This is a genomic window from Rhodoferax sp. LS1P39, from assembly GCF_056521425.1.
In genome coordinates this window covers 16882-37034 of record NZ_JBWMAV010000017.1, presented here as the reverse complement: position 1 = coordinate 37034, position 20153 = coordinate 16882, and the positions used below count along the sequence as shown (strand labels likewise).

The following is a 20153-nucleotide window of genomic DNA, read 5'->3' as shown; positions in this document are numbered from 1 at the left end:
GCGGTGAAGGCAGATTTAAATGCAGGCCCCCACCCCAACCCTCCCCCGGCGGGGGAGGGGGCAACAACCGGACTCCGCATGGCTCCCTCCCTCTTCGGGGGAGGGTTGGGGTGGGGGCGGGCGGTCACCAGCGGTGTGTACTCAAGACTCTGCGCTGAACCCGATCTGTTTCACCAGCGGGCCCCAGCGCTCGAACTCGGCCTTTTGCGACTTGGCCATTTCTTCCTGCGTGGAACCACGGGCGATCAGGCCGACCAGGGCCAGGCTGTCCAGCACCACCTTGTCTTTCAGCGCAGCGGTGATGGCGGCGTTGGCCAGGGCCAGGGTGGCGGAGGGGGTTTTGGCCGGGGCGTAGAAGCCAAACCATTCCTCCACCACCAGGTCGGGGAAGCCCTGCTCGGCAAAGGTGGGCACGTCGGGGTAGTAGGGCGAGCGGATCGGGCCGGAGGTGGCCAGCACGCGCAGCTTGCCCGCCTTCACATAGGCCAGGTAGTCGCCGCTGGGGTTCACGGTAGACGCAATCTGGCCGCCCACCAGGTCGGTGATGCCCGGCACCGTGCCCCGGTAGGGCACGTGCTTCAGCTCCACATGCGAGCGGATGCCCAGCAGCGCGCCCAGCAGGTGCGGCATGCTGCCCGCGCCGGGCGAGCCGTAGCTGGCCTGGTCGGGGTTGGCCTTGGCCCAGGCCAGGAAGTCTTTCAGCGACTTGACGGTGGGTGGCACGGCCGGGCCAACCGCCAGGCCGTGGTGCATCACCGCACCGATGGACACCGGGGCGAAGTCCTTCGGGTCGTAGCTGAGCTTGGCGTAGATGTGCGGGTACACCGACATGGCCGACACCGGGGCCAGCGCCAGCACCGAGCCGTCGGCTGCCGCGCCCTTGAGGGTTTCCAGGGCGATGCGGCCGCCCGCGCCGGGCTTGTTGTCCACCACGGCGGCGGTCTTGCAGTAGGGCGTGCCGGCCAGCTTTTCGCCCACGCGGCGGGCTACGCTGTCGCCCGAACTGCCGGCCGGAAAGCCGTAGTAAATCTTCACCTGGTCCACGCCCTGCGCAAAAGCACGCAAGGGGGCCAGGGCGGCCAATGCGGCGGCGCTGGCGGCGGTATGGAGGAAATGGCGACGGTGTTGCATGGTGGTCTCCGATTCAAATGCTTTTAGAAACTGTGGTTGATGCCGAACATGGTGCCGGTCTGGCTGCCGCCTGCGAGCGGGTTGCTACCGGTGGCACCGCCGCTGACGGACACCGCCACGGCGCTCTGGTTGCTGATGTGGCCGAGCTGGCCGTAGACCGTGGTGCGCTTGCTCAGCTTGTACAGCGCCCGCACGGCGACCAGGGTGGAGTCGGCGTTGTCCACGTTCTTGTAGGCCAGGCGGGCCACGGTGCCGTCCACCGTCCAGGCGGGGGTGACCGCGTAGGACGCGCCCACAAACCACAGGCTGCTCTTGGGGCGGGTGGTGCTGCCATCGTTGTCGCGGCGGATCACACCGGCGGCCACTTTGGCATCGCCAAACTTGGCGTAGCCGTTGACGGACAGGCGGGCATCGGTTTTGTCGCTGCTGTTCAAGCCACCGAACACGGCATCGGGGGCTGCGCCCACGGTGCGGCCATGCTGCAGGTCGTAGGCCACGGCGGCACCCCAGCTGGGGGCGTCGTACTTGGCCAGCAGCGACCAGGCGCGGCAGGCCTGGCTGTCGCTACCGCTCTCGCCGGGGCAGTTGGTGCCCACGGGCGAGGGACCGGCGTTCACCGTGTCGCGGCCCAGGCTGTAGCTGGCACCCAGGCTCAGGGCATCGAACTTGCCCCGGTAGACGATGGCGTTGTCGTGGCGGGAGTTGGGAATGTAGGAGTCCAGCGAACCTATACCAAACACACTGGGGCCAACGATGTCGGCATCCATCATCGACCAGTACAGCATGCTGTACTGGCGGCCCAGCGTCACCGCGCCCCAGCCGCCGCTCAGGCCCACCAGCGCCTGGCGGCCAAACAGGCGACCGCCCTGGCCCATGGCGCCGGTGTCGGGCGCAAAGCCCGATTCCAGGGTGAACACGGCTGCCAGGCCACCGCCCAGGTCTTCCCGGCCGCGCATGCCCCAGCGCGATGCAAAGATGCCGGTGTTGGACGGCACGCGGGTGATGGTGCCCCCGGCGGCAGTGTTGCTCACGGTTTCGATGCCGGTGTCGATGACACCGTACAGGGTGACGCTTTGGGCCTGGACGGCACTGGCGGCGGCGAGGGCGCTGAAGGCGGCAATGGCGGTCAGCGTGAGGCGGTGGGTGGTTTTTGTCATAAAAGTCTCCGGGGCTCTGGTTAGGGGAAAAGGGTTGCGCCTGGCGCGGACGTAGCTCAGGCCTGGGTGCGGCCTGGTAGCCGCACCGATGCTCCTGATTTAGTAGCTGCTTACGCCCAGGGAATGGGCGGTAGAGGCAGTTTTTGTTTAAATTTCTAGCGAGGGGCCATGCGCAGTGCGCCATCGAGGCGGATGACTTCGCCGTTCAGGTGGCCGTTGGTCACGATGTGCGCGGCCAACTCGGCAAATTCGCTGGGCTTGCCCAGGCGCGAGGGGAAAGGAATGCTGGCGGCCAGCGATGCCTGCACCGCCTCGGGCAGCTCCTGCATCAGTGGCGTGGCAAACAGGCCGGGGGCTACGGTGCACACCCGTATGCCGTGCTGCGCCAGGTCGCGCGCCATGGGCAGCGTCATGCCGACCAGCCCGCCTTTGGACGCGCTGTAGGCCTGCTGTCCCACCTGGCCATCGAACGCTGCCACCGACGCGGTGAACATGATCACGCCGCGCTCACCACCGTCCAGCGGCTCCTGCTTGGCGCAGGCGGCGGCAAACAGCCGGGTCATGTTGTAGCTGCCGATGAGGTTGACGGCAATCACCTTGGCAAACGCATCCAGCGGTGCGGCGCTGCCGTCTTTTTGCACCACGCGTTTGGCGCCGCCGATACCGGCCACGTTCATCAAAATGCGCGCCGGGCCATGGGCTACGGCGGCTTTTTCGATGGCTGCCGTCACGCTGTCGGCATTGGTGATGTCGCACTGGATGGCGATGCCGTTGATCTCTGCCGCCACCTTTTCGGCCAGCGCCATGTTCACGTCGAGCACCGCCACCTTGGCACCCAGGCGGGCAAGTTCGCGGGCGGTGGCTTCGCCCAGGCCGGAGGCGGCTCCGGTGACGAGGGCGGATTGTCCTTGGATGTTCATTGGGAGGCTCCGGTAGGTTGGATGGTGTGGGGCAGGCTGCCGTCGTGCAGGGCATCGACCAGGGCGGCCCGGTGTTTGAGCACGGCGCGCTGGTTGATCGAGCCCTTGTCGGTGATCTCGCCCTTGTCCAGCGACGGCGGCTCCGTCAGCAGATGGGCACGGGCCACGCGGGTGGCGCTGCCGGTGGAGCCTGCGGCCAGGGTGTTCACCACCGTCTGGAAGTAGGCCTGCACCGGCGCGCTGTGCAGCACCTCGGCCATGCTGGCGCTGTCGGGCAGGCCGCTTAAAGCTCGGCAGGCGGGCGTGGGCAGCAGCAGTGCGCCGACTTCTTTCATGTTGATGCCGGTGAGCACCGCGTCTTGCACATAGGGTGCACCGGCGGCAATGATCTTGGCGCGCATAGGGCCCACGCTGACGAAGGTGCCGGTGCTAAGCTTGAAGTCTTCGGCAATGCGGCCATCGAACTTCAGGCCCTGGTGTAAGTCGTTCGCGTCGATCCACTGCACCGCGTCGCCCGAGCAGAAAAAGCCTTCCTCGTCAAAGCTGTCACGGGTGGACTCCGGGTTGCGCCAGTAGCCAGGGGTGATGTTGGGGCCGCGGTAGCGCACCTCGGTCTTGCCGTCGGTAGGCACCAGTTTCAGCTCCAGGCCGGGGGTGGGCACGCCGATGTGGCCCGCCTTGACGTTGGGGCTGTTGACGGCCAGGCAAAACGGCGTGCCCTCGGTCATGCCCAGGCCGGTGTTCATCACGATGCGCTCACCCACCTCGCGCTCGGCGCTGGCAAACAGGGCATCCCACACGGGTTGCGACAGCGCGGCGGCGGCAAAAAAGAACATCTTCACGCGGCTGAACAGGTTTTGGCGCAGCAGTGCGTCGGTCTGCAGGGCCTCGGCCAGCACCTCGAAACCGGTGGGCACGTTGAAGTAGATGGTGGGGGCAATCTCGCGCAGGTTGCGCAGGGTCTCTGCCATTCCCTTGGGCGTGGGCTTGCCTTCGTCCAGGTACAGGGTGCCGCCGTTGTAGATCACGGTGCCAAAGTTGTGGTTGCCGCCAAAGGTGTGGTTCCAGGGCAGCCAATCGACCAGCACCGGGGGCTCCTCGGCCAGCACCGGCATGGATTGGTTCATCTGCTGCAGGTTGGCGGTCCACATGCCGTGCGTCACCACTACCGCCTTGGGCAGCTTGGTCGAGCCCGAGGTAAACATGAACTTGGCGATGTGGTCGGCGGTGATGGCCTCGTGCGTGGCATCCACGGCGGCGGTGGCCGGGGTGGTCAGCAGGTCGCTGAAAGGAATAGTGTTGCGGCCCGGGATGCTGCCGCTGCCCAGCACGACATGCACGTCGGGGCCCATGGTGGCGGTGATGGCGCGGCCAAAGCGCTCGCCGCTGCTGGCAAATACCAGGCCGGGGGTGAGGGTGTCCACCACGTGGCGCAGCTTGTCAAAGTCTTGGCTGATGGTGCTGTAGGCCGTGGACACGGTGCACTGCGGCACGCCCGCCACCAGGCAGCCCAGGGACAGCAGGGCGTGGTCCAGGTCGTTTTCGCTCAGGATGGCGACCGGGCGCTCGGCGCTGAGGTGCATCCCTAGCAAAGCCTGGGCGATGTTGCGGGCCGATTGCCAGGCCTGGGCGTAGGTCACATGGCGCCAGTCGCCCAGGCTGCCGTCGGCGTTTTTCACGCGCTGGGCCATCCAGGTCTGGTTGGGCGTGGTCTGCGCCCAGTGCGCCAGCCGGTCGGTCAGGCGGGTGGGGTAGGGCTGCAGGTCTTGCGCGGCCCGCACATAACGCACGCCGTCTGGCGTGTCACGGGTGGTGACGTGGGTCACGCCGAAGCGCAGGGGGCGGTAGGTGGGGGCGGACATAGACGGTTACGCTTTCTGGACTTTGGCGGCCTTGCCATCCAGGAAGGCGCGCACGCGTTCCTTGGCTTCGGGCGCGCTCTGGGCAATGGCGGCCATCATGGCTTCGGTCATAAAGCCCTGGTCCGATGGTTGCTCGGCAATGCGGGGCAGGGCGTGCATCAGCGCGTAGTTGGTCAGCGGCGCGTTCTGGGCGATGCGCGTGGCCAGCTCCAGCGCCTTGGCAAAGGCTTCGCCGGTGGGCACCAGGTACTGGGCCATGCCGATTTTTTCGCCATCCACCGCGTTGTACACGCGGCCGGTCATCATCATGTCGGTCATGCGGGCGGTGCCGATCAGGCGCGGGATGCGCACTGCGCCGCCGCCGCCCACAAAGATGCCCCGCGAGCCTTCGGGCAGGGCGTAGAAGGTGGATTCATCGGCCACACGGATGTGGCAAGCGCTGGCCAGCTCCAGCCCGCCGCCCACCACCGCGCCGTGCAGCGCCGCCACCACCGGCACCGGGCCGAACTGCACCCGCTCCAGCGCGGCGTGCCACATGCGGGAATGCAGCAGGCCCTGGCCTGCGTCGCGGTCTTTGAGCTCGCTCAGGTCCAGGCCGGAGCAAAAGTGCGGGCCTTCGCCGTCGATTACCGCCGCCCGCACTGTGCTGGGCAGGCCGTCGAGCAGGTTGCGCAGCGCCAGGATCAGGCCGTCGTTCAGCGCGTTGCGTTTGGTGGGACGGGTCAGGCGGATGACGGCAATCTCTTGCTCGTCGCCGCAGATTTCAAGGGAGATGTCGGAGTTGTGTATGGTCATGGTGTGCTTTTCGTTGGTTGGATTATGGTTATTGAAAATAACTAAAACAAGCGGAATTCGGGCTTCTATCGTAGGTGCTTTCCCTAGCTTTTTGGGGTCGAAATTTGATTATGATAAATAATCAAATTTGCCCAATAACTGCCAATCCAAGGCGCAAGGAAATGCCATGTCCGCATACATCCCCTACGGGGTTTACTGGTCCACCCCGTTTGCCAAATGGCAGGGTTCGCTGGCCCACCTGAACGCCTTGCCGCTGGCCGCCGCCGTGGGCAAGCAGGCCCTGGCCGCCCGTGGTTTTGACATGGGGCAGATCGACCTGGCCATCCTGGGCCTGACCAATCCGCAAAAAGGCAGCTTCTACGGCCTGCCGTATGTCACCGGCCTGATGGGCATCGACCGCGTGGCCGGGCCCACCCTCCAGCAGGCCTGCGCCACCAGCGTGCGCGCCCTGCAGATGGCCGCGCAGGAAGTGCAGTGCGGCACCGCCACCAGCGCGCTGCTGGTGATGGCCGACCGCCAGTCCAACGGCCCGGTGCTGTACTACCCCGACTCCAGCGGCACCGGCGGCTACGGCACCAGCGAGCACTGGGTGCCCGACAACATGGGCCATGACCCGTATGCCAAAAACCCCATGCTGCAAACCGGCGAAAACGTGGCCGCGCGTTACGGCATCACCACCGCTGAGCAGCACTACCTAAAGCTGCACCGCTACGGCCAGTACCAGCAGGCGCTGGCCAACGACCGCGCGTTCCAGAAGCTGTACATGGCCGATGTGCCCTTGACCGACTCCAAGTTCCGCAAACAAACCGGCACCCTCAGCGCCGACGAAGGCATCTTCCCCACCACCGCCGAAGGGCTGGCCAAACTCAAGCCGGTGATGCCGGGCGGCACCGTGACCTTTGGCGGCCAAACCCACCCGGCCGACGGCAATGCCGGGGCCATCGTCACCACGCGGGAGCTGGCCCGCGCCGTATCCACCAATCCGAACATCGAAGTGGAAATTCTGGGCTTTGGCCAGGCCCGCGTGGAGCCCGGCTACATGCCCATGGCGCCGTCGCCCGCCGCCTTCAACGCCTTGAAAAACGCCGGGCTGACCATCAGCGATATCCACGCCATCAAGACCCACAACCCCTTCGCCGTGAATGACATTGCGCTGGCCCGCGACACCGGTTTTGCGTGGGAAAAGATGAACAACTATGGCAGCTCCATCATCTGGGGCCACCCGCAAGCCCCCACCGGCCTGCGCGCCATCATCGAGCTGATCGAAGAGCTGGTGCTGCGCGGCGGCGGCGTGGGCCTGTTCACCGGCTGCGCAGCGGGCGACAGCGGCTATGCCACCGTGCTGCGCGTGACCGACAGCCGCAAGGGATAAGCCATGCAACACTTCTCAGCAAAATTAGACGCGTGGATTGTGGACGGCGTGCGCACGCCGCTGGTGGACTACTGCGGTCCCCTGGGCGGCGTGTCGCCTACCGACATGGGCATCAAGGTGGCCCGCGCCGTGTTTGCGCGCAGCGGTGTGTCTGCGGCGGATGTGGACTCGGTCGTCACAGGCTCCATGGCGCAGGCCGACTTCGATGCCTTTGTGCTGCCGCGCCACATCGGCCTGTACGCGGGCGTGCCCATCGCTGCGCCTTCCATCTTGGTGCAGCGCATCTGCGGCACCGGCTTTGAGCTGTTCCGCCAGGCCGCCGACCAGATCACCCTGGGCTACGCCAACCTGGCGCTGGTGGTGGGCACCGAATCCATGACGCGCAACCCCATCGCTGCCTACACCCACCGCAGCGGCTTCCGGCTGGGCGCGCCGGTGGAGTTCAAAGACTTCCTGATCGAAGCCCTGACCGACACCGCAGGCCCGGTCACCATGATCGAAACGGCGGAGAACCTGGCGAAGAAATACGGCATCACCCGCGCCGATGTAGATGCGTATGCCGCGCTGTCGTTCGAGCGCGCCCTGAAGGCCCAGGCGGATGGATTCCTAGCGGGCGAGATCGTGCCCGTCACCAGCGAGAAATTTGAACTCGAAGGCTACGCCACCCGGGGTATCCAGCTGCCGCGCAAGGTGGCCCAGCTGGACCGCGACACCCACCCTCGCCCCTCGCCCATCGAGGCGCTGGCGGGCTTGCGCACCGTCTACCCCGGCGGCGTGCAAACCGCAGGCAACAGTTCGGCCCTGGTGGATGGCGCGGTGGGCGCGCTGGTCGCCAGCGACGCCTATGTGCGCAAAAATGGCCTCCAGCCGCTGGCCCGTTTGCGCGGTGCTGCCGCCGCCGGTGTGCCGCCCGAGCTGATGGGCATCGGCCCCGCACCCGCCATCCGTGCTTTGTTGGAGCGTTGCGGCCTGACGCTGGACGACATCGGTCTGTTCGAGATCAACGAGGCCCAGGGCGCGCAAACCATTGCGGTGGAGCGCGAGCTGGGCCTGGACCGCGACAAGCTGAACGTCAACGGCGGCGCCATTGCGCTGGGCCATCCCCTGGCCGCCACCGGCGTGCGCCTCACCGTCACCCTGGCCCGCGAACTGCGCCGCCGGGGGCTGCGCTACGGCATCTCGTCCGCCTGTGTGGGCGGCGGCCAAGGCATGGCACTCCTCATCGAAAACCCTGAATACTTGAAAGACTGACATGCAAATCATCACCGCCACCCAAGCTGGCGCACTCATCCAAGACAACGCTACCATTTTCCTGGGCGGCCTGGCCGTCTCCAGCCTGCCAGAGGAGGTGCTCAAAGGCGTGGAGCACACGTTCTTGAACACCGGCCACCCGCGCAACGTCACCACCTGGGCCTGTGGTGCCATGGGCAACAGCAAGGACGCAGGCATGGTCCACTTTGCCCACCCCGGCATGATCAAGCGCACCATCGCGGGCCACTTCGGCCAGACAGGTGCCGAGATGATGAAGATGGTGTTTGCGGGCGAGGTCGAGGCCTACAACTTCCCGCAGGGCAGCCTGTCGCACCTCACCCGCCACATCGCCAGCCGCAGCCCTGGCCTGCTGACCAAGGTGGGCCTGGGCACTTTTGTGGACCCGCGCATCGAAGGCGGCAAGCTCAACAGCCAGTCCACCGAAGACCTGGTGAAGCTGGTGGAGTTTGCGGGCGAAGAATGGCTGTTCTACCCCTGCCCCAAGATCGACGTGGCCATCATCCGCGGCACCGTGGCCGATGAAAACGGCAACATCACGCTGGACAAAGAGGGCGTGCTGCTGGAGCAGATCAACATCGCCCATGCGGCCAAGGCCTGCGGCGGCATCGTCATCGTCCAGGTGGAACGCATCGTGCAGGCGGGCAGCCTGCACCCCAAGGCGGTGAAGATCCCCGGCGTGTCGGTGGACTACGTGGTGGTCAGCCAGCCCGAAAACCACATGCAGACCATCGCCACCCAGTTCAACCCCGCGTTCTGCGGCGACGTGCGCGTGCCGCTCAATTCGCTGGAGCCCATGGCGCTGGACGAGCGCAAGGTCATCGCCCGCCGCACCGCCATGGAGCTCAAGCCCGGTGCCGTCACCAACCTCGGCATCGGCATTCCCGCCGGTGTGCCGTCGGTGGCGGCCGAAGAGGGCGTGTCCGACCAACTGACCTTGAGCGTAGAGAGCGGCATCACCGGCGGTATCCCCGCGCAGCTGGGCGACTTCGGCGTGGTCTACAACGCCGAGGCCATCATCGAGCAGTCGCTGCAATTCGACTTCTACGACGGCGGCGGCCTGGATGCCAGCTTCCTGGGCCTGGCCCAGGCCGACAACTGGGGCAACGTGAACGTGAGCAAGTTCAATGGCCGCCCGGTAGGCTGCGGCGGCTTCGTCAACATCACCCGCTCCACCAAGAAACTGGTGTTCTGCGGCACCTTCACCGCCGGTGGCCTGCAGGTGAAAGTGGCCGACGGCCAGCTCACCATCCTGCAAGAAGGCAAGTCGCGCAAGTTCATCGAAAAGGTCGAGCAAATCACCTTCAACGGCCACGATGCAGCATTGCGAAAACAAGAAGTGCTGTTCGTCACCGAGCGCGCCGTGTTCCAGCTCACCACCGACGGCCTGGAGCTGACCGAGATCGCCCCGGGTGTGGATTTGGAGCGCGACGTGCTGGCGCACATGGGCTTCAAACCCATCATGAAGAACGTCAAGACCATGGACGCGGGGCTGTTCAGCGCGCAGTGGGGGGGGCTGGCGAAGGCGATGGCGAGCAAGGCGGCAATGGCGTAGCGGAGTTGGTCGGCGGGCTGCTGGTTATGTAGCTATTAATGCTTCGATAGTATCTTTTTTTGCTACAATTGAAGCAATTAAGGCTACATATGCTCGCTGACCTTCTGTTTGGAAGCTACCGAAAAAAAGTGTTGGGTGTGCTGCTGCTGCATCCCGATACGGACTACCACGTCCGTGAACTGGCCCGGCTCACCGGTACCGCCGCGGGCACCCTGCACAAAGAGCTGGCGCGGCTCGCGGCGGGCGGGCTGCTGCTGCGCAAACAGCAGGGCAACCAGGTGCGCTACCAAGCCAACCAGCAATGCCCCGTGTTTCCTGAATTGGCAGGCCTGATGCGCAAAACCACGGGTGCGGCAGAGTTGCTTAGTGAGGCGTTGACCCCCTTGCACCCTACTCTGGCTTTGATTTTTGGCTCGGTCGCCAGTGGCACCGAAAGCGCCGCCAGCGATGTGGACCTGTTTATCGTCGGCGACCTGGGTTTTGCCGATGTGGTGCGTGCCACCCATCCCGTACAGGCCGAACTGGGCCGCGAGATCAACCCCGTGGTCTACAGCGTGCCTGAGCTACAGCGTCGCAGGGCCGAGCAAGACCCCTTCGTCCTCGATATGCTGGCCAAGCCCAAAATTTTTCTGATGGGAACCGAGCATGACCTTAACCAACTTACTGGCCATTCAGCGCCTGCTGGCGTTTAGTGCCACGCCACAAGGCGTGCAGCGCTTGCTTGCCGCCGCCGTGCGCAATCTGGCCGATGCCCAGATTACCCAACTCAGTGCCGAAAACCGCTTCGATGCCGCCTACAAATGCATTTTGCAGTGCGCCATGCTGGGCCTGTGGGCGCGGGGCTACCGCACCTCTACCAGCCAGCCGGGCCACCACCAAACCGCGCTACAGGCCCTGCCACTCACCATGGGTTTGCCCAACGACGTGATCATCGTGCTCGATGCCTTGCGTAAGCAGCGCAACCTCAATGACTACGAAGGCGACCCCGTCAGCGACGGTGTGGTGCGCGAATGCCTTCAGCAGGCTCAGGCGCTGCTGTCCTACACCCGCCAATTTCTGCAAACCCAGTTTCCTGACCTGCTGACCGTCCCCAAGAAGAGCTAGCCTTTCATGTTGGAAAAGGTCAAAACTACCTGCGACCGATGGGGTACATCGGGGGGAAGTCAGCGGATATTTCTTCAAAAAGCATAGCTGCCCGTGCTTGTTTCATAAGCGCAAGCAGCCTATTTCTTATAAATCCCATGCAAACCCTCCCCCTGCGCCTCAGCCCCGGCCAAGACCTGCGGCAGGCCCTGGAAGCCGCCGTGCGCAGCCAGAACTGCCAGGCGGCCTTTGTGCTGTCGGGCATCGGCAGCTTGTCTACCGCCGGTCTGCGCTTTGCCGGTGCGGAGCAGCCGCAGCGGCTGGTGGGGGACATGGAAATCCTCAGTTTGTCGGGCACGGTGGCGTTTGACGGGGAGCGCAGCTGTTCGCACCTGCACATGGCGCTGTCTACCGCGACCGGTGCGGTGCTGGGTGGGCATGTGGCGGTAGGCTGCATGGTGCGGACCACGGCGGAGGTGCTGCTGGCGCTGTTGCCCGAGTGGGCGTTTACGCGCGAGATGGATGCGCAAACGGGGTTTGAGGAGCTGGTGATGCGGGGGCGATCGGGCCACGTTTGACTCCAAGCATGTAGGTTGCACGGGGCTTGCGTTTTCTGGCGGGTTTGGCTATATTCAATATTCTTGAATCGCGAATATAGAATAATGCAACTCAAACCGCAAGACTTTCTGGTGGCATTCAAGCTGGTGGCGTGGGCGGACCAACGGTGGACTTACGCCAGCCTGGCGCATGCGCTGGGCCTGAGCGCTTCCGAGGTGCATGCCTGCGTGAAGCGGGGTTTGCATGCGGGCTTGCTGCTGGACAACCGGGTGTTTGCCTTGCCTGAAGCCCCACAGGGTGTGCGGGAGGCGGGGGGCATTTATGTTTTTCCAAAGCGATCCCGGCGCGCGCTGCCTGGGGCAGTGGCCGATGCGGCGGCGGGTAACCCGGCCCGCGCCCACCCGCGCAATCTGGCGGAATTTGCGTTGCATGGTGCCAAATATGCGTTTGCTGCCGACACCTTGGGGCCTACAGTGGGCGTGCCGACCAGCCACAGCGCACCGGCATTTGCCGGGGTGTTCGCGCCGGGGTCTGATGACTATGTGTGGCCCCACCCAGAAGGCAGTGTGCGCGGCACGGGGTTGGTGCCTCTGCATCCCAGCGTGCCCTATGCCGCCATGCAAGACGCGCGCTTGTACGAGATGCTGGCCCTGTTCGATGCCCTGCGCATAGGCCGAGCACGTGAGCGGGGCATGGCGGCCCAGCGCTTGCCCGCCCTGATCCACCCGTCCGACGCGGGCAAGAGCGGGGCCAGCACGCATGGCTAATCCCAATTTGGGCCTGTTGATCGCCATGGCGCAAGCACTGGGGCCGTTGCGTGAGCGCGTGGTGTTTGTCGGGGGTTGCGCCACCGGGCTGCTGATGAGCCAGCCTGCCCTGGCAGACATTCGCCCTACGGAGGATGTGGATGCCATTGTGGAAGTAGCTACCCTGGCGGGCTACCACCTGGTGACCCAGGAGCTGGTGGCCCGAGGCTTTCGCCAGACCATGGAAAACAACACGCCGCCGTTTCGTTGGTTTTGGCAGCGCATGCAGCTAGACCTGGTGCCGCTGGATGACAAGGTGATGGGCTTTGCCAATCCCTGGTACCGCGCAGGTTTTGAGACGGCGGTGCGGGCCGAGCCCGAGCCGGGCGTGTGGCTGCGCCATCTATCCGCGCCGTATTTCTTGGCCACCAAGTTCGAGGCATTCAAGGACCGGGGGCTGGGAGATGTGTACCTGAGCCACGATCTGGAGGACATCATCACGGTAGTGGATGGCCGGGCAGAGACGGTGGCCGAGCTGGCGGGGGCCTCAGCGGACGTGCGCCGGTATGTTGCCAACCAGGTAGCGGCATTGCTAGCGCACCCGGAATTTTTGAATGCATTGCCAGGCATCGTGGCGCACAGCACGCGTACCGGCACGGTGTTGCAGCGGCTCCAGACTATCGCAACTTTATGAGCCCTCCATGACCACCATCCCTTCCCTCACCCAAGCCCTGCGCGACTTTGCCGCCGCGCGCGACTGGGCACCGTTCCATTCGCCCAAGAACCTGGCCAGCGCGCTGAGTGTGGAGGCGGCCGAGCTGCTGGAGCACTTCCAGTGGCTGACCGAGGAGCAAAGCCGCAACCTGGCCGCGCCGCAAACAGCCGAGGTGGCCGCCGAGGCGGCCGACGTGCTGCTGTATTTGTTGCAGCTCTGCGACAAGCTGGATATTGATCTGTTGGAGGCCGCGCGCCTGAAGATGCTGGTGAACGGCCAAAAATACCCGCCACTATCAAAAAAATAGCTGCTAGCGCTTATCCTATAAGCGCTAGAAGCCAAAAAGGTATGTGAAATCAGACCAGTTTGATGTTGAGGCGGGTAATCAGGTTCTTGAAGTAGGTGCTGTCGCGCACCATCACGGCCTTGAAGGCGGCTTCGTCGCCGAACACAAAGCCCATGTTCTGTTTGTCCATGATCTCGCGGAAGGCGGGCTCGGCCACGGTTTTGACGGCGGTGCTTTTCAGGATGGCCAGGATCTCGGGCGGGGTGTTCTTGGGCGCACCCAGGCCGCGCCAGGAGGCGATGGACAAATCAATGCCGCGCTCTTTCAGCGTGGGGGCCGACTCGAAGCCCTTGACCCGCTTGTCGGCCATGGTGGCCAGAATCTTCAGCTTGCCCGAGTTCACATGGGCGGTGACTTCGGCGGCGCTGACCGAGACCGCTTCGATATGCCCGCCCAGCAAGGCCAGCACGGCCGGGCCTGCGCCGGGGTAGGGGATGTGGTTGAAGCTGGTGCCAGTTTTGTCGCCCAGCGCGGCGGCGGCCAGGTGCCAGATGGAGGCCGCGCCCGAGTTGCCCACGCGGAATTCGCCCGGGGTTTTCTTGGCGGCAGCCAGAAATTCTTCGATGGTGTTCCAGGGCGCATCGGCCTTGACGGTGATGGCGGCCGGGTCGGCGTTGAGCAAGGCGATGGGGGCGAAGTCGTCGTGGCTGAACTTGATCACGCCCACGTGGGGCAGGGTGGTCAGCTCTACCGTCAGCATGGCGATCTTGTAGCCGTCGGGCTTGGCGTTGAGCACGTCGGTCAGGCCGATGGAGCCGCTGGCGCCGGGTTTGTTGATGATGGTGAGCGGCTGGCTGATGTGCTTGCGCGCCGAGTCGCTAAAGGCGCGGGCCAGTACATCCGTGCCGCCGCCTGCGCCGTAGGCCACCACCAGCTCCACCGGGCGGTGGGGGTAATCGGTGGCTTGGGCGAGCGCCCGGCCTGCCCACAGGCCGCTAGCCCCCAGGGCGAGATAGCTGGCGGCGGTGCGACGGGAAATAGCGGTGTGGGGCATGCGGTGTCTCCGGGTGTTGTAGGTATTAATTAACCAGACATCCTACAACTGGAGGCGCAATTCGGGCTTCGCACTAACCCTTGGATGGTGCGGGAATTCAGGCGCTGGGCGCGCCGTCCACCGGCTGGCTTTTGCGCAGGCGCTCGCGGCTGTTGGACAAATGGGTGCGCATGGCGGCGCGGGCGGCATCGCTGTCCTGGTCGCGGATGGCGTGGTAGATGCTCTCGTGTTCGGCATGCACCTTGTTCAGGTAGGCCAGGCGGCCTTCGGGCACGTTCTCCAGCGTTTTGACGCGGGTGCGCGGAATGATCATGGTGCCCAGGTAGGTCATCAGGTCGGCAAAGTGCTGGTTGCCGGTGGCGCGGGCCACTTCCATGTGGAACTGGAAGTCGGCCGGTACGCCGTCGGATTCGTGGGTGATCGACTCCTGGAACAGCTTCAGTGCCAGCGCCAGTTGTGCCAGGTTGGCGGGCGTGCGCCGCTGGGCGGCCAGCCCGGCAGACTCGGTTTCCAGGCTGATGCGCAGCTCCAGCAGGGCGATCACGTCGGCCACGGTGGCGAAGTCTTCAGGGGCAATTTTGAAGTTGCGGGTGTCGGGCGGCTCGATCACAAAAGTGCCGATGCCGTGCCGCGTTTCCACTAGCCCCGAGGCCTGCAGTTTGGAGATGGCCTCGCGCACCACCGTACGGCTGACCTCGAAGCGGGCCATGAACTCGGCCTCGGTGGGGAGCTTGTCGCCGGGTTTGAGCTGGCCCTGGCGGATGTTCAGCACCAGCGCATCGACGATTTCCGACACCAGGCCGCGCGGCCTGCGGGCGCGGGCGGCGGTGGCCGGGGACAGGAGGGCCGAGGGGTATGCAGAACTAGGGGTTTGTACGGATGCCATCAAAAAAGCCTTGACTCAAGGTGGGGGTGTTTATGAAAATCCTAGTTGTCTGACAACGCATGACTGATGTTTACTCGGCTGCTGTCACTTTAGCAAAGCTTTTCAAAAAGTCTAGCGGAGCAACCCTTTTAAGTGGCTGCCGCACAGGTTCTACAGGTTTAACAGGAAAATTACCGTGATCAAGCTGCATGCAAAAATTTTATTGACCGGTGCCGCCGGTGGCCTGGGCAAGGTATTGCGCGAAAGCCTCAAGCAGAACTGCGACGTGCTGCGTTCGTCCGACGTGGTGGACTTTGGTGCCGCCACCGACGGCGAAGAAATCATGCTGGCCGACCTGGCCAATGCAGCCCAGGTGGATGCCATGGTGCAGGGCGTGGATGCCATCGTGCACATGGGCGGCAAGTCGCTGGACGGCCCGTTCGAGCCCATCATGATGGCCAACATTTTGGGCACCTACAACCTGTATGAGGCCGCCCGCAAATATGGCGTGAAGCGGGTGATTTTTGCCAGCTCCAACCACGTGACCGGCTTTTACCGCCAGGACGAAACCATCACCGCCGATGCCCCGGCCCGCCCCGACGGCAACTACGGCCTGAGCAAGGCTTTTGGCGAAGACCTGGCACGCTACTACTTCGACCGCTACGGGATCGAGACCGCCTGCGTGCGCATTGGCTCGTCCTTCATCGAGCCACGCGACCGCCGCATGTTGGCCACGTTTTTGAGCTTTGACGATCTGCACCGCCTGATCACCGCCTGTCTGACCACGCCCGCGCTGGGCTACAGCATCATTTTTGGCATGTCCAACAACGCCGTCACCTGGTGGGACAACAGCCGCGCCCGCCATGTGGGCTATGTGCCGCAAGACAGCTCGGACGTGTTCCGCGAGGCGGTCTACGCCCGCACTACCGCCCCCGATTTGAACAACCCCGCCGCCCTGTACCAGGGTGGCGCGTTTGTGGGCATGGGCCCGTACGAGGCATGAGCGCTATCTCCAGCACCCGCGACCGCGTGGGCGAAAGCCCGGTGTGGTCGGTGGCCGAGCAGGCCCTGTACTGGGTGGATATCGAAGCGCGGCAAATCCGCCGCTGGGCCCCCGAGACGGATGCAGTGCAAAGCTGGACCCTGCCCGAGCGCGTGGGCTGCATCGGCCTGACAGCCACCGCCGGGCAACTGGTGGCCGCCATGGAAACCGGCATTTTTGCGGTAACGCTATTGGATGCGCCCGAGGTGATGCTGGAGTGCCTAGCCCCCGTCACCCACGCTGGCCCCGGCATGCGCTTCAACGACGGACGCTGCGACGCGCAGGGCCGCTTCTGGGTGGGCAGCATGGTGATGGACATGGGCCTGGCTTCGCCCCTGGGTAAGTTGTATTGCCTGGACCGCAATGGCCTGCGCGTGCTGCCGCTGGACGGCCTGATCACCCCCAACGGCCTGGCTTTCAGCCCCGATGGCAGCACCGCCTACCTCTCGGATTCGCACCCCAGCGTGCAGAAGGTCTGGGCTTTTAATTTGGCGGCGAATGGCGACTTGAGCCACCAGCGCGTGTTTGTGGACATGGCCCCGCTGCCCGGTCGCCCGGATGGCGCGGCGGTGGACGCCGAGGGCTGCTACTGGATTTGCGGCAACGATGCCGGCCTGGTGCACCGCTTTGACCCGCTGGGCCGTCTGCTGCAGTCGCTGGAGGTGCCGGTGGCCAAGCCGTCGATGTGCGCGTTTGGCGGTGCCAACCTGGATATTTTGTATGTGGCTTCGATTGTGCCCGGCACGGTGGATGCCGCTGCGCCCGGTTTGAACGGGGCCGTGTTTGCCCTGCAGCCCGGCGTGCGTGGGATGCCCGAGCCCGTGTTTAACCAGTTTCCCGTGTGAGTTGTTGGTGCCGGGCGCAAGGCGTTCGGTGCTTGGTTTTGTTTGTTTAATTATTAGGAGACACCATGAAATTGCAAAAAACTCTGTTGGCAATGGCCGCAGCCCTGGTAGCCGTATCTGCACAGGCCACGGAATTCAAATCGTCCGACGTGCACAACAGCGACGACTACCCCACGGTCACCGCCGTCAAGTTCATGAGCGAACAACTCAAAAAGGCCAGCGGCGGCAAGCACAGCATCAAGGTCTTCAACAAGGGCGCACTGGGCTCTGAAAAGGAAACCATCGACCAGGTGAAGATTGGCGCGCTGGACATGACCCGCGTCAACATCAGCCCCATGAACTCGATCTGCGGCAAGACCAATATCCCCGTGCTGCCCTTCCTGTTCCGCTCGGTAGACCACCTGCACAAGGTGCTGGACGGCCCCATCGGCGAAGAGATCGCCAAGGACTGCGAAGCCCAGGGCTTTGTGCTGCTGGCCTACTACGACTCGGGTTCGCGCTCGGTCTACAGCAAGAAGCCGGTCAAGTCGATTGCCGACACCAAGGGCATGAAGATCCGCGTGCAACAGTCCGATCTGTGGGTGGCCGTGGCCGGTGCCATGGGTGCCAACCCCACGCCCATGCCCGCTGGCGAAGTGCTCACCGCCCTGAAAACCGGCCTGGTGGACGCAGCAGAAAACAACTACCCCTCGTACGGCTCGGGCTTCCGCCACTTTGAAGCAGCCAAGTATTACAACAAGACCGAGCACTCGATGGCGCCCGAAGTGTTGCTGTTCTCCAAGGTGCTGTTCGACAAGCTGCCCAAGGCCGAGCAAGACATGGTGCGCGCTGCAGCCAAAGAGTCGATCGCGGTGAACCGCGCGGCCTGGGCGGCCTACGAGAAGAAAGAGTTCGACATGGTCAAGGCGGCGGGCACCGAGTTCGTCGACGTGGACAAGAAGTCGTTCCAGGCCGCCATGCAGCCGGTGTACGACAAGTTTGCCGCCACCCCCGACATGAAGCGCCTGGTCAAGGCCGTGCAGGACACCCCAAGCAACTAAGCCTGCGCTAACACCCACTCCGGCGCTCTGCCGGGGTGGGTGCGCGGCCCTGCGATCCCCACCGGAGACACCCCATGTTCACCCGCTTTTGTGCCACCTTGTCCAAGATCAGCCTGATCCTGGCCATCGTCGGTTTGCTCGCCATCATCGTCTGTGTGCAGTACCAGGTGGTGGGGCGCTATGTTTTTAACGACACGCCCACCTGGGCCGAAGCGCTGGCCATGCTGCTGGTGCTGTACGTCACGGCGCTGGGCGTGGCTGTGGGCGTGCGCGATGCGGGCCACATCGGCCTGGAGTCCATTATCACCCTGCTGCCCGAGCGCATGCGCCTGAAGCTGGAGATATTGATCCACCTGCTGGTGGGCCTGTTTGGCGTGCTGATGGTGCAAAGCGGCTACCTGTGGACCACGTTGAAGTGGAACGACCAGAAGCCCATGCTCCCCGTGCCGTCCGGCATGGACTTCTTGCCGCTGGTGATTGCCGGTGTGCTGATCGTGCTTTTTTCTATAGAACACATTCTTGCCCTGCTGCAAGGTAAAGAGGTAGTACCAGCATGGAACTAACAGTCCTTTGCATCAGCTTCACGCTGTTGCTGCTCATCGGCGTGCCGGTGGCGTTTTCGATCGGGCTGGCCTCGGTCGCCACGATTTTGGTGGCCGGTTTGCCGGTGGCCGTGGTGTTCCAGAAGATGGTGGGGGGCATGCAGGTGTTCTCCTTCCTGGCCATTCCGTTCTTCATTTTTGCGGGTGAGCTGATGCTGCACGGCGGCATTGCCGACCGCATCGTGCGCTTCGCCAACAGCCTGGTCGGCCATGTGCGCGGCGGCCTGGGCATGTCCAACGTGGTGGGTTGCACCTTGTTTGGCGGCGTGGCGGGCTCCCCCCTGGCCGACGTGTCGGCCATGGGCGCGGTGATGATTCCGCTGATGAAGAAAGAGGGCTACGACGCCGACTACGCGGTCAACGTCACCACCCACGCATCGCTGGTCGGGGCGCTCATGCCCACCAGCCACAACATCATCATCTTCACGCTGGCCACCGCAGGCATGGCCTCGGTCAGCGTGCTGGGCCTGATCGTGGCCTGCCTGATTCCGGCGCTGATTTTGACGCTGTGCAACCTGGCCGCCGCCTACGGCGTGGCCGTCAAGCGCGGCTACCCGGTGCGCGGCCCGTTCGCGGGTTGGGGCGAAGTGGCCCGTTCGCTGGCAGCCGCCATTCCGGGCCTGCTGATCATTGCCATCATCCTGGTGGGCATTTTGTCGGGCGTGTTCACCGCCACCGAGTCTGCCGCCACCGCCGTGCTGTGGGCGCTGATCGTCACCGTGTTTGTGTACCGCTCGCTGTCGTGGGAGCACTTCCTCAAGTCGTGCGCCAAGGCCTGCAAAACAACCGGTGTGGTGCTGCTGCTGATCGGTATCTCTTCCGCCTTCGGCTACTTCATGGCGCTGTACGAAGTGCCGCAAAAGACCGGCGAAATGATGGCCTCCATCACGCAAACGCCGTGGGTCATCTTCCTGATGGTCAACGTGCTGCTGTTCGTGCTGGGCACCTTCCTGGACATGGCGGCCACCATCCTGATCTGCACCCCGGTGTTCCTGCCCATCTGCCAGCAGTTCGGCATGGACCCCACCCAGTTCGGCGTGATGATGCTGATCAACTGCGCACTCGGCCTGAACACCCCGCCTGTGGGGGCGACGCAGTTCGTAGGCTGTGCCATCGGCGAGATATCGGTGGGGCAGGTGATGAAGTCCATCCTGCCCTTCTACAGCGCCCTGATTGCCGCGCTGATGCTGGTGACCTACGTGCCCGCGTTTTCGCTGTGGCTGCCCAACTTGCTGCTCAAGTAAGCCGCTTTCAAA

At 64.3% G+C, this 20153-nt stretch carries 21 protein-coding genes and 1 pseudogene; 15 read left to right on the top strand and 7 right to left on the bottom strand.

Going from position 1 to position 20153, the window contains the following annotated elements; genetic code table 11:
• Positions 1 to 141 precede the first annotated feature (141 nt).
• The 5 genes from AC097O_RS21255 to AC097O_RS21235 all read right to left on the bottom strand — a co-directional run bounded on the left by AC097O_RS21255 (position 142) and on the right by AC097O_RS21235 (position 5865).
• Positions 142 to 1131, bottom strand: a complete 990-nt coding sequence (locus AC097O_RS21255; RefSeq protein WP_479594929.1) for a Bug family tripartite tricarboxylate transporter substrate binding protein — start codon at positions 1129 to 1131, stop codon at positions 142 to 144.
• A gap of 23 nt (positions 1132 to 1154) precedes the next feature.
• Complete coding sequence (locus AC097O_RS21250) at positions 1155 to 2288, bottom strand: porin (RefSeq protein ID WP_479594927.1); 1134 nt, start codon at positions 2286 to 2288, stop codon at positions 1155 to 1157.
• Positions 2289 to 2443: 155 nt separating this feature from the next.
• Entirely contained in the window at positions 2444 to 3208 is a 765-nt protein-coding gene (locus tag AC097O_RS21245; protein ID WP_479594926.1) for an SDR family NAD(P)-dependent oxidoreductase, read from the bottom strand.
• On the bottom strand, positions 3205 to 5070 hold the full coding sequence (locus tag AC097O_RS21240; RefSeq protein WP_479594924.1) for a feruloyl-CoA synthase: 1866 nt from the start codon (positions 5068 to 5070) through the stop codon (positions 3205 to 3207). The genes AC097O_RS21245 and AC097O_RS21240 overlap by 4 nt, the downstream gene beginning before the upstream one ends.
• Positions 5071 to 5076: 6 nt before the next feature.
• Positions 5077 to 5865, bottom strand: coding sequence for a crotonase/enoyl-CoA hydratase family protein (locus AC097O_RS21235; RefSeq protein ID WP_479594922.1), 789 nt, complete (start codon positions 5863 to 5865; stop codon positions 5077 to 5079).
• Between the two features lie 166 nt (positions 5866 to 6031).
• Between AC097O_RS21235 and AC097O_RS21230 the strand changes: the two are divergent.
• From AC097O_RS21230 to AC097O_RS21185, 10 genes and pseudogenes are all read left to right on the top strand, one after another.
• A pseudogene (locus AC097O_RS21230) lies at positions 6032 to 6760 on the top strand (thiolase family protein); the annotation flags it as partial.
• A gap of 99 nt (positions 6761 to 6859) precedes the next feature.
• The gene (locus AC097O_RS21225; RefSeq protein WP_479595055.1) at positions 6860 to 7237 is read left to right on the top strand and encodes a hypothetical protein; all 378 of its coding nucleotides are present in this window, start codon (positions 6860 to 6862) and stop codon (positions 7235 to 7237) included.
• Between the two features lie 3 nt (positions 7238 to 7240).
• The gene (locus AC097O_RS21220) at positions 7241 to 8488 is read left to right on the top strand and encodes a thiolase family protein (RefSeq protein ID WP_479594920.1); all 1248 of its coding nucleotides are present in this window, start codon (positions 7241 to 7243) and stop codon (positions 8486 to 8488) included.
• Between the two features lies 1 nt (position 8489).
• A complete protein-coding gene (locus tag AC097O_RS21215; RefSeq protein WP_479594918.1) occupies positions 8490 to 10061 on the top strand; it encodes an acyl CoA:acetate/3-ketoacid CoA transferase in 1572 nt (523 codons plus the stop codon).
• 89 nt (positions 10062 to 10150) lie between these two features.
• The gene (locus AC097O_RS21210; protein WP_479594916.1) at positions 10151 to 10753 is read left to right on the top strand and encodes a nucleotidyltransferase domain-containing protein; all 603 of its coding nucleotides are present in this window, start codon (positions 10151 to 10153) and stop codon (positions 10751 to 10753) included.
• The gene (locus tag AC097O_RS21205) at positions 10707 to 11165 is read left to right on the top strand and encodes a DNA-binding protein (RefSeq protein ID WP_479594914.1); all 459 of its coding nucleotides are present in this window, start codon (positions 10707 to 10709) and stop codon (positions 11163 to 11165) included. Before AC097O_RS21210 ends, AC097O_RS21205 begins: the two co-directional genes overlap by 47 nt.
• A gap of 137 nt (positions 11166 to 11302) precedes the next feature.
• Positions 11303 to 11722 carry a PPC domain-containing DNA-binding protein gene (locus AC097O_RS21200; RefSeq protein ID WP_479594912.1) on the top strand — a complete coding sequence of 140 codons (420 nt, stop codon included), beginning with the start codon at positions 11303 to 11305 and terminating at the stop codon, positions 11720 to 11722.
• A gap of 84 nt (positions 11723 to 11806) precedes the next feature.
• Positions 11807 to 12469, top strand: coding sequence for a hypothetical protein (locus tag AC097O_RS21195; protein WP_479594910.1), 663 nt, complete (start codon positions 11807 to 11809; stop codon positions 12467 to 12469).
• Complete coding sequence (locus AC097O_RS21190; protein ID WP_479594909.1) at positions 12462 to 13142, top strand: hypothetical protein; 681 nt, start codon at positions 12462 to 12464, stop codon at positions 13140 to 13142. Before AC097O_RS21195 ends, AC097O_RS21190 begins: the two co-directional genes overlap by 8 nt.
• 7 nt (positions 13143 to 13149) lie before the next feature.
• A complete protein-coding gene (locus AC097O_RS21185) occupies positions 13150 to 13470 on the top strand; it encodes a nucleotide pyrophosphohydrolase (protein WP_479594907.1) in 321 nt (106 codons plus the stop codon).
• Positions 13471 to 13519: 49 nt separating this feature from the next.
• Here the strand turns inward: AC097O_RS21185 and AC097O_RS21180 are convergent, their stop codons facing one another.
• Positions 13520 to 14503 carry a Bug family tripartite tricarboxylate transporter substrate binding protein gene (locus AC097O_RS21180; RefSeq protein WP_479594905.1) on the bottom strand — a complete coding sequence of 328 codons (984 nt, stop codon included), beginning with the start codon at positions 14501 to 14503 and terminating at the stop codon, positions 13520 to 13522.
• 97 nt (positions 14504 to 14600) lie between these two features.
• A complete protein-coding gene (locus tag AC097O_RS21175) occupies positions 14601 to 15389 on the bottom strand; it encodes a FadR/GntR family transcriptional regulator (protein WP_479594904.1) in 789 nt (262 codons plus the stop codon).
• Positions 15390 to 15564: 175 nt separating this feature from the next.
• Between AC097O_RS21175 and AC097O_RS21170 the strand changes: the two genes are divergently transcribed.
• From AC097O_RS21170 to AC097O_RS21150, 5 genes are all read left to right on the top strand, one after another.
• Positions 15565 to 16371, top strand: coding sequence for an NAD-dependent epimerase/dehydratase family protein (locus AC097O_RS21170; RefSeq protein WP_479594901.1), 807 nt, complete (start codon positions 15565 to 15567; stop codon positions 16369 to 16371).
• Positions 16368 to 17255, top strand: coding sequence for an SMP-30/gluconolactonase/LRE family protein (locus AC097O_RS21165; RefSeq protein ID WP_479594899.1), 888 nt, complete (start codon positions 16368 to 16370; stop codon positions 17253 to 17255). The genes AC097O_RS21170 and AC097O_RS21165 overlap by 4 nt, the downstream gene beginning before the upstream one ends.
• A gap of 65 nt (positions 17256 to 17320) precedes the next feature.
• Positions 17321 to 18295, top strand: a complete 975-nt coding sequence (locus tag AC097O_RS21160) for a TRAP transporter substrate-binding protein (protein WP_479594898.1) — start codon at positions 17321 to 17323, stop codon at positions 18293 to 18295.
• 74 nt (positions 18296 to 18369) lie between these two features.
• Positions 18370 to 18858 carry a TRAP transporter small permease gene (locus AC097O_RS21155; protein WP_479594896.1) on the top strand — a complete coding sequence of 163 codons (489 nt, stop codon included), beginning with the start codon at positions 18370 to 18372 and terminating at the stop codon, positions 18856 to 18858.
• Positions 18849 to 20141, top strand: coding sequence for a TRAP transporter large permease (locus tag AC097O_RS21150; protein ID WP_479594895.1), 1293 nt, complete (start codon positions 18849 to 18851; stop codon positions 20139 to 20141). Before AC097O_RS21155 ends, AC097O_RS21150 begins: the two co-directional genes overlap by 10 nt.
• Positions 20142 to 20153 lie beyond the last annotated feature (12 nt).